This is a genomic window from Saccharothrix sp. NBAS 001 (assembly GCF_056640475.1).
The window spans coordinates 8156987-8168907 of record NZ_CM153251.1 but is presented as its reverse complement, the minus strand read 5'-3'; the positions used below and the strand labels follow the sequence as shown (position 1 = coordinate 8168907).

Annotated in this window: 12 protein-coding genes and 1 tRNA gene; 7 read left to right on the top strand and 6 right to left on the bottom strand. The window is 71.4% G+C overall.

Features of this window, described 5'->3' with window-relative positions; translation table 11 throughout:
• Positions 1-631: 631 nt before the first annotated feature.
• The 6 genes from AC0HI0_RS36010 to AC0HI0_RS35985 all read left to right on the top strand — a co-directional run bounded on the left by AC0HI0_RS36010 (position 632) and on the right by AC0HI0_RS35985 (position 7428).
• Positions 632-1030 carry a hypothetical protein gene (locus tag AC0HI0_RS36010; protein ID WP_480927939.1) on the top strand — a complete coding sequence of 133 codons (399 nt, stop codon included), beginning with the start codon at positions 632-634 and terminating at the stop codon, positions 1028-1030.
• An 80-nt stretch (positions 1031-1110) separates the two neighbouring features.
• Positions 1111-2655 carry a DNA cytosine methyltransferase gene (locus tag AC0HI0_RS36005; protein ID WP_480927938.1) on the top strand — a complete coding sequence of 515 codons (1545 nt, stop codon included), beginning with the start codon at positions 1111-1113 and terminating at the stop codon, positions 2653-2655.
• A 39-nt stretch (positions 2656-2694) separates the two neighbouring features.
• Positions 2695-3747: a bifunctional DNA primase/polymerase gene (locus tag AC0HI0_RS36000; protein WP_480927937.1), complete on the top strand. Its 1053-nt coding sequence runs from the start codon at positions 2695-2697 to the stop codon at positions 3745-3747.
• 46 nt (positions 3748-3793) lie between these two features.
• Positions 3794-5479, top strand: a complete 1686-nt coding sequence (locus tag AC0HI0_RS35995) for a hypothetical protein (protein WP_480927936.1) — start codon at positions 3794-3796, stop codon at positions 5477-5479.
• A gap of 383 nt (positions 5480-5862) precedes the next feature.
• A complete protein-coding gene (locus AC0HI0_RS35990) occupies positions 5863-6105 on the top strand; it encodes a helix-turn-helix domain-containing protein (protein WP_480934463.1) in 243 nt (80 codons plus the stop codon).
• A 9-nt stretch (positions 6106-6114) separates the two neighbouring features.
• Positions 6115-7428 (top strand): tyrosine-type recombinase/integrase, encoded by a 1314-nt coding sequence (locus AC0HI0_RS35985; RefSeq protein WP_480927935.1) that lies wholly within the window; start codon positions 6115-6117, stop codon positions 7426-7428.
• A gap of 77 nt (positions 7429-7505) precedes the next feature.
• Here the strand turns inward: AC0HI0_RS35985 and AC0HI0_RS35980 are convergent.
• The 5 genes from AC0HI0_RS35980 to AC0HI0_RS35960 all read right to left on the bottom strand — a co-directional run bounded on the left by AC0HI0_RS35980 (position 7506) and on the right by AC0HI0_RS35960 (position 9667).
• Positions 7506-7590, bottom strand: a tRNA-Ser gene (locus AC0HI0_RS35980).
• A 44-nt stretch (positions 7591-7634) separates the two neighbouring features.
• Positions 7635-8195 (bottom strand): RNA polymerase sigma factor, encoded by a 561-nt coding sequence (locus AC0HI0_RS35975; RefSeq protein WP_480927934.1) that lies wholly within the window; start codon positions 8193-8195, stop codon positions 7635-7637.
• Between the two features lie 219 nt (positions 8196-8414).
• Positions 8415-8630 carry a CsbD family protein gene (locus AC0HI0_RS35970; RefSeq protein WP_480927933.1) on the bottom strand — a complete coding sequence of 72 codons (216 nt, stop codon included), beginning with the start codon at positions 8628-8630 and terminating at the stop codon, positions 8415-8417.
• A gap of 93 nt (positions 8631-8723) precedes the next feature.
• Entirely contained in the window at positions 8724-9182 is a 459-nt protein-coding gene (locus AC0HI0_RS35965; protein ID WP_480927932.1) for a nucleoside deaminase, read from the bottom strand.
• Positions 9179-9667, bottom strand: a complete 489-nt coding sequence (locus AC0HI0_RS35960) for a tRNA adenosine deaminase-associated protein (RefSeq protein WP_480927931.1) — start codon at positions 9665-9667, stop codon at positions 9179-9181. Before AC0HI0_RS35960 ends, AC0HI0_RS35965 begins: the two co-directional genes overlap by 4 nt.
• A gap of 89 nt (positions 9668-9756) precedes the next feature.
• Between AC0HI0_RS35960 and AC0HI0_RS35955 the strand changes: the two genes are divergently transcribed.
• Positions 9757-10992 (top strand): M20 metallopeptidase family protein, encoded by a 1236-nt coding sequence (locus AC0HI0_RS35955; protein WP_480927930.1) that lies wholly within the window; start codon positions 9757-9759, stop codon positions 10990-10992.
• Between the two features lie 78 nt (positions 10993-11070).
• Here AC0HI0_RS35955 and AC0HI0_RS35950 read toward each other — a convergent pair whose 3' ends face one another.
• A complete protein-coding gene (locus AC0HI0_RS35950; protein ID WP_480927929.1) occupies positions 11071-11877 on the bottom strand; it encodes a GrpB family protein in 807 nt (268 codons plus the stop codon).
• Positions 11878-11921: the final 44 nt, after the last annotated feature.

The following is an 11921-nucleotide window of genomic DNA, read 5'->3' as shown; positions in this document are numbered from 1 at the left end:
TAGCGCGGGACCAGCGGAAACCCCCGGGAACCGGGCCGCTTCCTCCCTGCCCGCACCTTCCCTGACCACCCAGCACGCGCCACGCGCCGGCACCCGCGACACCGCCCGCGCGCCGACCCCGCACACGCCCACACCGCTACTCACGGTAACGAAAGAGGTCGGTTTGCCATGGCCAAACCCGTCACGCACATCGGCACCCGCTCCTGGTGGAACGGCCAAGTCACGACCCAGTGCGGCCGGACCATCCCCGAGGGCGACCGCGTCTGGTTCCCCCGCCTCTCCGGCCACACCGTCTGCCCCGCCTGCCAGGCGCGCGCCGCCAAACGCTGACACCACACCGGGAAACCCCACCTCACACCAGGGACGTGACATGTGCAGAGCAGGCGGACGCCGATGCCGCCACGGCGGCGGCAAAGCCACCCAGAACACCAGGCAGGCCGTCTCACGGGCACGCAAAGCCCTCCGCGACGCCAAGGCCGGCGGCGACCCCGACCAGGTCACCGCCGCGCGGCACCGGCTCGCCGACGCCAAGACCGCCCACCAGGCAGCCAAAGACGCCGCACGACCGGCCACACAGGACACCGGACGCGGAGACACGCACGCCCACGACACCGCAGGACAGGACAGGGACGTGACCGACACACCCCCGCCGCCCCGACCCGGCAGCACACGGATCGGCCGGATCACCGCCACCCACCTCACCCACATCGATCACCCCGCCGGCCCGGTCAACCTCGGCTCCGGCCACCAGTACACCGCCCAGAACGTCAACTTCGGACCCGGCACCGTCTTCCACTTCGGACCCGGCGGCGTCACCGTCGACACCCCGGACAGTCCGGACACCACCGGCCGGCACGGCAGCACGGCCCCGCCCACCCCGGCCGGACCGACCACCACCGTGGTCACCCACGGCGACTCCGCGTGGATCCACCACACCGGCGACCCCACCGGCACCGGCCGGGAAGCACGCGCACAGGCCCGCCGCGAACAACGCGCGGAACGACGCGCACGACGACACGGCAACCCCTGACACCCCAACGCATTCCGGCAGGACATACCGGGGACGTGACACCCGGCATGTCCTGCCGGACCGACCTTTCTGGAGTTCGCATGTTGACCGTGACGGATCTGTTCTGCGGTGCGGGTGGTTCGGGGTTGGGAGCGACGGCGGTCCCCGGTGTGGAGTTGGCGATGGCGGCCAACCACTCGCCGCGCGCCATCGAAACCCACCAGGTCAACTTCCCGTTCTGCGCGCACGACTGCGCGGACATCTCGCAGGTGGAGCCGCGCCGCTACCGGCGGACGAACATCCTGTGGGCGTCGCCGGAGTGCACGAACCACTCCGTGGCCAAGGGCCGCAAGCGCACGACCTCGGACGCGTTGGCGTTGTTCGACCAACCGGTGCCCGACCACGTCGCGGAGCGGTCCCGGGCGACGATGTGGGACGTGCCCCGGTTCGCCGAGGTGCACCGGTACGACGCGGTGATCGTGGAGAACGTGGTCGACGCGGCGAACTGGGAACCGTTCGGCGCGTGGCTGATGGCGATGGACTCCTACGGCTACGACCACCAGGTCGTGTTCCTCAACTCGATGCACGCTCCCGCGATCGCCGCGCCGCGCGCGCCGCAGTCCCGGGACCGGATGTACGTGGTGTTCTGGCGCAAGGGCAACCCGCACCCCGACCTGGAAGTCCGGCCGCGCGGGTGGTGCGCGGGGTGCGACCGTGAGGTGGAGGCCAGGCAGGCGTTCAAGGCCCGGTCGAAGACGTGGCCGCTGCCCCGGTGGGGCAGGTACCGGTCCCAGTACGTCTACGTGTGCACCACACCCGGCTGCGGCCGACAGGTCGAACCCCACACGCTGCCCGCATCCTCCGCCATCGACTGGTCCACCACCGGAGAGCGGATCGGCGACCGCGACAAACCCCTGTCGGACAAGACCCTCGCCCGCATCCGCGCCGGACTGGCCCGCTACGGCGGCCCGCAACCGGTCCCCTCGGGCGGCACCTGGAACGAAGACCCCCAACCCGTGTCCTCGCCGTTCCGGGCACGCACCACCCGGGAGAACGAAGGACTGATCGTGCCGGTCGAGGGCCGGACCGGCAACACCGCCGCACCGGTATCGGCACCACTCAGGACGCAGACCACCCGCCACGAGTCCGCCCTGGTCGTGCCCTACTACTCCACCGCCGAGACCGCCCACCCCGCCGACCGGCCCATCGGCACCCTCACCACCCTCGACCGCTACGGCCTGGCGTTCATCGCCGAACTCCGCGGTGGCGGCTCCACCGCACGCGACGTCCGCGAACCCCTCGCGACCGTCACCGCCAACGGCAACCACCACATGCTCGTCCGCCACAACACCCCACGCGGCCACGGAAGCCACCTGTCCACCCCGGTCGGCGAACCCATGCGCACCCTGACCACCGCCGGCCACCAGTCCCTCGTGGGCTGGGACACCCAGCCGCCACAGGTCGAGGACTGCACCTTCCGGATGCTCACCGTCCCCGAGATCCAGGCCGCCATGGCCTTCACCCCCGACTACATCGTCACCGGCACCAAACGCGAACGCGTCAAGCAACTCGGCAACGGCGTCACACCCCCCGCCGCCGAATTCCTGATCCGCGCCGTTGCCCGCTCACTCGGCCACACCGCCTGACCGACCACACCCCTGCTGCCCACCAGAGAGGACACCGTCATGACCGCTACCCATGCCACCGCCGCCGACGTCGCGCTGTGGGTGGCCCGCCGGCACGGCTGGCACGTGCTGCCTCTGCACCCCGGCACCAAACGCCCACTGGCCGGCTGCCCGGACTGTCGCGGCGGGGGAAGGCACACCGCAGCCGAGTGCCCGTGCCTGACCAGGGCCGAGGGGGCGCTGTGTCACGGGGTGTGGGCCGCGACCGCCGACACGCAGGTGATCGGCCGGTGGGCGGCGCGGTGGCGCACGAGCGTGTGGGCGGTGCACCTGGGGGTGTCCGGGCTGCTGGCCGTCGACCTCGACGCCCACGGCGGCACCCCGCCCGCCCAACCGCTCAACGGCGAGCCCTGGCCGGCGGACAACCCGCCGCCGGCGGACGGGATCGACACCTATGCCTGCCTGGCGGGTCTGCGCGGGCAGGCGTTCGACGTGGACACCCTGATCACGGAGACCCCCTCCGGCGGGCTGCACCTGCTCTACACCGCCGAGCCGGGCCAGTGGAAGTCCAGCAGCGGCCGTGTCCGCGACGGAGACGACACGGTGCGCACCGGCCTGGGCTGGCAGATCGACATCAAGGCCCACGGCGGCTACGTCGTACTACCCGGTTCCACCACCCCGGCCGGCACCTACCGACGCGCCTCGACCACCCTCGCCCCGGCCGCACTGCCCGACTGGCTCACCGTCGAACTGCTCCGCACCGGCCACGACCGTCACACCACCGCCATGCCGGCCGGCCCCACCTCGCCACGACCGGCGCCAGCAACGACCGACGGCGGCGACCGCCACGCCCGCTATGCCGCCGCCGCGCTCCGATCGGCCTGCGCCGAACTCGCCGAGATGACACCGGACTCCGGACGTAACCGCAAACTCTTCCGCTCCGCCACCCGACTGGCCGGGATGGCCCAGGCCGGATGGATCGACCGCGACCAGGTCGTGGCCGCGCTCGCCGACGCCGCCCACGCCGCCGGCCTGCCGGGTGGGGAGATCCGCTACGCGCTCGCCTCCGGGTTCGCCCGACCACACACGCCCACCGAACCTTCCGCCGCATGACCACCACCGACCACGCCCGGCACACCACGGGAGGGAGGCCCATCGCATGACCACCACCGGACCGGCAGCCGCCGACGCCATCGACACGGGCACCCCCGACGGGGCTGTCCCCGCAGACCGGACGGCCATCCGCATCGGCGGCGAAGCCGAGACCATCCGCACCCTCACCGCCGCCATCGCGGACGATGCCCTCCCGGACGTGTTCGTCTCCGGCGGACAGCTCGTGCATCTGTCCCGCGTCTCCGGCCCCACCGGCACCGACCAGACCGGCGGGCAGCCCGCGGCACTGCCGGTCCAGGCCGAACCACTCACCGCCCCTGCCTTGGCGTTCCTGCTCGCCCACCACACCTACGTCCACCGGCTCAAGAAGGACAAGGACTCCGGCGAGCTGTCGGAAGTCGAGGCCAGCCCCACCAAGACCGCGCTGTCCGCCGTGCTCTCCCGCCGCTACTGGCCAGGCGTCCGACCGTTGACCGGCATCGTCGGCTCACCCGTGCTGCGCCCGGACGGAACCCTCGTCCAGACCACCGGCTACGACCCCGCCACCGGCCTCTACTACGCACCCACCACCCCCATGCCCACCGTGCCCACCCACCCCACCACCACCGAGGTCGCCGACGCCCGGGCCTTCGTGCTCGGCCGGCTGCTGTGCGACTTCCCGTTCGTCGCCCCCGCCGACCGCGGCAACCACCTCGCCCTGCTCCTGGCCCCGATCCTGCGCCCCTACCTCGGCAGCCTCACCCCATTCGGCCTGATCTCCGCCACCACCCAGTCCAGCGGCAAGACCCTGCTCGCCGAAATCCCCGGCTACCTCTACGGCTGCAAAAACCTCGTCTGGCGCAAAGGCGACGACAGCGAATTGGAGAAGAGCGTCACCAGCGCCCTGCACAGCGCCTCGCCGATCATGCTCTGGGACAACATCGCCGAAGGAACCATCGTCTCCTCCGCAGTACTCGCCCAACTGCTCACCTCACCCGCCTGGTCCGCCCGGATGCTCGGCTCCTCCGGCGCGGGCTTCACCGCCACCAACAACCGGCTGTGGCTGGCCACCGGCAACAACATCCGACTCGGCGGGGACATGGCCACCCGCACCGTCCTGGTCCGCCTCGACCCCAACGACCCGCACCCCGACCAACGCGACCAAACCAGTTTCGGCATCCCCCACCTCGACAACTGGCTCAAACACCCCGACAACCGCGCCGTCGTGCTGCGGCACCTGCTCATCCTGGCGATGGACTGGATCAACGCCGGAGCACCCCGCTCCGGCCACACCATGCGCCAATTCACCACGTGGGCACAGGCGTCCGGCGGACTGCTCGCCCACCACGGCATCGGCGGCTTCCTCGACAACCTCACCGACCTGCGCGACACCGACGACGAAGACGCCGAATGGGTCGGCTTCCTCACCCGCTGGCACGAACTCAACCACGACCGACCCGTCACCAGTCGACACCTCCGACAAAGCGCCGAAATAGACATCGTCAACAACCAACCCGTCGACCGGTGGGAAGGCGCGTTCCTCACCGACGACCAAGGCCGCACACCGTCCACCAAATCCATCGGCCGGATCCTCACCGGCCACATCGGCCGCTGGCACGGCGACCACGTCATCCGCTCCGCCATGGACCCCCACGCCAAAGCCCGCGTCTTCTGGACCGAAACCCGCACCGGCACCCACCACCAAGCCGACGACGACCAGGCTCCGCCCGCCGAACCCGACCTCTGGCAGTAGCCCGACCAGCCCAACCGACCAGCCGGCCGCAGGGGCTGCGGGTTTGACGGGCACGCCTGCGGCTTTGGCTCGGGTTTGGCCCCGAACCAAAGCCGCACAGCATCACAGCAGGTCACAACCTCGACCAAGCCCATTGGCGGGTTTGCGGGTTTACCCACCCACACCCCCGCCGCCCACATGCACGGCCACTCCCGCCGTACTCCACGCCAACCCACCGGACAACCGGGGTGACGACGCATGCCCGAAATTTCCGCCAACGACAGACCTCTCCGCTGGAGGTCTGGCACGCCCACCCTGCTCACTTACGTCACCGGAGGTTCAGCGTGAACACCGATCGCCGCAACACTGAAATCGCGGAACTGTTTGCACGATTGACGGTCCTCATGACCGCACAGCCGACGATCGAGGTGCCCGATCAACGGCAGATGCCGACACGAGTTCTACTCACGGTCGAAGAAGCCGGTGAGCGGTTGGGCATCGGCAAGACCAAGGCGTACACGCTGGTGAAGTCCGGAAACCTCGAATCGGTGCTGATCGGCAGGCTGCGGCGGATTCACGTGGACGCGATCGACCGCTACGCCGCACGGCTGGTCACCGAGCAGACCCCCAACCGTCCGGCTGCGTAGGAGAAACGAATGCCTCGCGAGAAGAAGAGCCGAAACGCCAACGGCCGGTCCAGCATCTACTACAGCGAGAAAGACCACTGCTGGCACGGGTACGTCACGGTGGGCGTAAAGGACAACGGCAAGCCCGACCGTAGGCACGTGCGCGGCAAGAACCAGACCGAGGTTTCGGACAAGGTGCGCGAGCTGGAGCGGATGCGCGACGAGGGCCGCGTCCGCAAGGCGGGCCAGAACTGGACCGTGGAAGCCTGGCTTCGGCACTGGCTGGACAACATCGTCGCCCCGCCGGTCGTCACGGAGAACGCGTATAGCGCGTACGAGGTGGCAGTCAGGGTGCATCTCATCCCCGGTATCGGTGCTCACCGGCTGGTCAAGCTGCGGCCGGAGCACCTCGAAAAGCTCTACCGCAGCATCCTCCAGAAGAAGACCAAGATGGGGCCGACCACCAGCGCGGCGACCGTCCACCAGGTCCACCGCACAGTCCGGGCCGCGCTGAACATCGCCGTGCGGCGGAAGCACCTGACCGAGAACCCGGCACTGGAGGCCAAGGCACCCAAGGTCGAGGAGATCGAGGTCGAGCCGTACACCGTCGAGGAGGTCAAGGCGCTGTTGGAGGCGGCGCAGGAGCGGCGCAACAGCGCACGGTGGGCGATCGCTCTGGCACTGGGCCTGCGGCAGGGGGAAACGCTCGGCCTGCGGTGGGCGGACGTGGACTTGGAGGTCGGGACGCTCGCGGTCCGCCGGAACCGTCTGCGTCCGAAGTGGCGGCACGGGTGCACCGAGCCGTGCGGCAGGAAGTACGGCGGGTACTGCCCGAGTCGGGTGCCGTTGCGCGCCGAGACGGCTGGGACGAAGTCTGCGGCGGGCAAGCGTGGGATCGGGCTGCCCGACGAACTGGTGGAGTTGTTGAAGACCCACCAGGGCGAGCAGGCCAGGGAACGCGACACCGCCGCAGACCTGTGGATCGACACGGGCTACGTGTTCACCACGCCGACGGGCGGGCCGCTCAACCCGAGGACGGACTACGACGAGTGGAAGCGGCTGCTCGACGCCGCTGGGGTACCGGACGGCCGGTTGCACGACGCCCGCCACACCGCCGCGACGGTGCTCCTTCTGCTGGGAGTCGCCGAGCGGACCGTGATGGGCATCATGGGCTGGTCGAACACGGCGATGGCGGCCCGGTACCAGCACATCACCGCAGCGATCCGTCGGGACGTGGCCCAGCGGGTCGGAGGGCTGCTCTGGAAGCCCGCCGAGAAGCCCTCGGACAACACCGACGAACCGGGCGAGGGGGATGCCGCCGGAACACCGGTACCGGCGGCCTGAAGGGGCGATTGCCACCAGGAATGCCACCGAACGTCAGAGCCCCGGTTGCCGTGATCGGCAACCGGGGCTCTGAGCTGCGGTGGCGGTGGGATTTGAACCCACGGAGGCTTTCACCTCACACGCTTTCGAGGCGTGCTCCTTCGGCCGCTCGGACACGCCACCGCCGAGAACAATACAAGACCGCCGCACCCGATCTCCACCGGGGGTCAGCGCCACACCTTCATCACCTCGGCCAGGCGGACCCTGGCCCTCGCCAGGCGGCCCCGCACCGACTCCTCGCTGGCCCCGACGACCAGCGCGATCTCCGCGTACGACAGGCCGTCCACCTCGGCCAACAGCCACACCGCGCGCTGCGGTTCGGGGAGTCTGCGCAACGCCGAGCGCAACGCGGCCACCGCCGCCACCGTCTCGGCCACGGCCGACGGGTCGCGCGGCCCCTGGCCGAGCCCGACGGGCGTGGCACCGCGATCGGGCAGTTCGCTCACCGGGTCGGTCCGGGAGCGCCTCAGCACGCCCAGGCACTGGCGGTACGCCACGCGGAACAGCCAGGTGCGCACGGCCGCCGGTTCGGCCAGGGAGTCGAGCCTGCGCCACGCGGTGGCGAACACCTCCTGGGTGACGTCCTCGGCTTCCGCCCGGTCGCCGAGCACCCGGTACGCGAGGCCGAACACCCGGCCCGAGTAGCGGCGCACCAGCATCTCGAACGCGGCCAAGTCACCCCTGGCGACGCCGCCTGCCAGGGCGGCGTCCGCGATCTCGACGGACACCACCCGATCGTCGCAGCGGGCCCGCCTCCGCGCAGATCAGCGGGTTCCCCCACGTGGGCTATTTCCGGGTGGGGCCGCCGGAGGGTCCCGGGCACGCCGCCGGCCACGTCGTGGCGATCGCTGCGCCGGGACGTGGCGAGTCGGGCGGGTGGCGCGTCGGACGCCGAAAAGCCCAGGCCGGCTCCGGATGCGGAGAGGAGTCGACCTGGGCCCGGTGGCTTACTTGTTGTCGCCGGAGAACTTGTCCTTCGCGTCCTGCACGGCACCGGCGGCCTTGTCCCGCAGGTCGTGGCCGGCTTCCTTGGCCTCGCCCACGGTCTGGTCCTTCTTGCCGGAGTCCTCCAGGCTCTCGTTGCCGGTCACGTGACCGAGCTTCTCCTTCGCCTCGCCGATCAGCTGCTCGGCCTTGTCCTTGGCCTGGTCGAAAACGCCCATGGCGGCCTTCCCCTTCCCGACAAGTGGTCCTTCCACCGGTGGGATGCCTCGTCCGAACGGCCTATAACGCAGATGTGATGGGCGTCACATCCCTCACCTCTCGGCGAAGAAGGCTTCCAGCAGGGCGGCGCACTCGTCGGCCAGCACGCCACCGACCACCTCGGGCCGGTGGTTGAGCCTGCGGTCGCGCACGACGTCCCACAGCGACCCCACCGCACCGGTCTTGGGCTCCCACGCCCCGAACACCACCCGATCGACCCTGGCCAGCACCAGCGCGCCCGCGCACATCGTGCACGGCTCGACGGTCACCGCGAGCGTGCACCCGCCCAGCCGCCACCCGTCGCCGAACACCGCCGCCGCCGCCCGCAGCGCCAGCACCTCGGCGTGCGCGGTCGGGTCGCCGGTCGCTTCCCGCGCGTTGCACGCCCGTGCCAGCTCCGCCCCGTCCGGGCCGAACACGACGGCACCGATCGGCACGTCGCCGGTCAGCGGCGCGAGCCGGGCGACCTCGACGGCCGCCCGGACGAGATCCTGGTCCGCCACGCCGGTCACGCCTGGATGGTGTCCAGCAGCTTGGTGAACTCGTCGCCGAACCCGCAGCGCTGCGCGATCATCTGCAACTGCTCGTCCGGGTAGAGGTCGACCTCGTCCACGATCACCTGGAGTTCGTGCTGCGGCATCCCGAGATCGGCGAGGACGGCCAGGTCGCCCTCGGGCCACAGCTCCTCGTCCTCCTCGTCGGGCGGGTCGACCCGCAGCAGGTCCAGCACGTCCGCCGCGATGTCGTAGTCCAGCGCGGCCGCCGCGTCGGACAGCAGCAGCGACACCCCGCCGGGCACCGGTCGCAGGACTATGAAGAATTCGTCGTCCACCGCGAGCAGTCCGAAGACGGCACCTGTGGAGCGGAGTTGACGCAGTTCCGTGATCGCCGCGTCCAGCTCGGACAGCGCCGAGCTGTCCATCCTGCTGCACCGCCAGCGGCCGTCCTCCCGAACCACCGCGACAGCGAAGCCGTTGACCGGCTCCTGGTGTGCCATGTGCACACCGTAGGGCCACCGGACCGCACCCGGTAGCACGGGGGCCTCGGGCGGAGGCAGCAGGGGCTTTCCGATGCCACTATCGAGGGATGAGCACAACTCTGCCGAACGCACAGACGAGCGCACCCGAGCCCCGGTTCACCGGGCTGGTGGAGGCGGCACGTGCACTACAGCCCAGGACGGTCGCCTTGCGCCGGCAGATCCACCGCCACCCCGAGCAGGGCCTCGACCTGCCCGCGACGCAAGCGGCGATCCAGCACTCGCTGGCGGGTCTGCCGCTGGAGATCACCACCGGCAAGTCCAGCACGTCCCTGGTCGCGGTCCTGCGCGGCGCGAAGCCGGGGCCGACGGTGCTGCTGCGCGGCGACATGGACGCGCTGCCGCTGCAGGAGGAGACCGGCCTGGAGTACGCGTCGGAGACCGCGGGCTCGATGCACGCGTGCGGGCACGACACGCACGTCGCGATGCTGGCCTCGTCGGCCCGGCTGCTGTCCTCCCGGCGCGAGGCGCTGACCGGCCAGGTCGTGTTCATGTTCCAGCCCGGCGAGGAGGGGATGCACGGCGCGAAGCACATGCTCGACGAGGGCGTCCTGGACGCCGCCGGCACGCCCGTGGAGAAGGCGTTCGCCCTGCACATCACCTCGACGCTGCAATCCGGCGTGGTGGTCTCGCGCCCCGGCCCGACGATGGCCTCGGCGGACACGTTCCACGTCACCGTCACCGGGCGCGGCGGCCACGGCGCGATGCCGCACGACGCCGTCGACCCGATCCCGCCGGCCGCCGCGCTGGTCGGCGCGCTCCAGACGATGGTCGCCCGCCGGGTGAGCGTGCACCAGCCGGCCGTGGTGTCGGTGACCAACATCAAGGCCGGCACCACGACCAACATCATCCCGGAGACGGCCCTGGTCGAGGGCACCGTCCGGACGTTGAGCGAGGACACCAGGGCGCTGGTGCACAAGGAGCTGCAGCAGGTCTGCGAGCACGTCGCCGCCGCGCACGGCTGCACGGCGCGGGTGCAGATCATCCCCGGCTACCCGGTGACGGTGAACGACACCGAGGTCGGCCCGCACGTGCTGGACATCACCGCCGCCGCCCTCGGCAACCGCTGGGCGGCCCCGATGGACGATCCGCTGATGGGCGCGGAGGACTTCTCCTACGTGCTGCAACGCGTGCCGGGCGCGATCTCGTTCCTCGGCGCGTGCCCGCGCGGCGTGGAGCTGGCCCAGGCCGAGCCGAACCACTCCAACCGGGTGCTGTTCGACGAGGCGGCGATGGAGCACGGCGTGGTCGTCTACACCGCGTTCGCGCTGGACGCCCTGCGCTGATCCGCCGGCCGGGCCCGGCACCGGGGGCGCGGTTCGCGCCGCGTCCCCGGGTCGGGGCTGGTCAGGGTTCGTCGCCGGTCAGGGCAGGTCGGCGAAGAAAGCGGACTTGGCACGGGTGTAGTCGTCGTAGTCGTCGCCGCTCCCGTGCTCGCGTGCCGAACGCTCCTTCATCTCCTGGTACGCGCGCCGCACGGCCGGGTCGGCGCGCAGCAGGTCGCGGAACCGCACGGTGTCGGCCCACCAGGGCGCGCCGACCAGCCGGACGTGCAGGATGGTCGGGCCGACCGGGTCCGGCCGCACGTACAAGCGTTTGCGGTACGCCTCCGGCGGGGCCAGGCCGGGCTGCCGCTCGTAGTCGCGGTGCACGCCCGGCGCGTCCGGCCGCACGCCGGTCGGCGGCCGGAAACCGGCGGTGGCGAGCAGTTCGTCCACCGGTGAGCCCTCGACGGGCAGCGCGGTCACCCCGACCTGCAGGTCGATGAACGGCTTCGCGCGCAGCCCCGGCACGGCGGTCGAGCCGATGTGGTCGTAGGTCCAGCCGTCGTCGTGCGCGCGCAGGCCCGCCCGCAGCCGGTCGAGCAGCCGCCGCGCCACGACCGGCAGGTCCGGGTCGTGCTCGTGCAGCACGGGCGGGCCCGGCCGGACGTCCCGCAGGCCGGCCCACCACAGCGCGAACGGCTCCACCCGCCGCGCCCACAACCGCAGCACGGCCGGCGCGTCCGGCGTGACCACGGCGTCCGCCGCCGGGTCGGGCCGGGTGCCGACCACGAGCGCCACCGGGCCCGGCCGCGCCACCACCGCCACGTCCACCAGGCCCGCGCCGTAGCCCGCCAACAGCCGGGCGGTCTCCGCCGCGCCCGGTCCGGACAGCACCTCCACCTTCATGCCGTCAGGACGTCCGCGCACCGGCGGCGGTTGCCGCGCGGGCC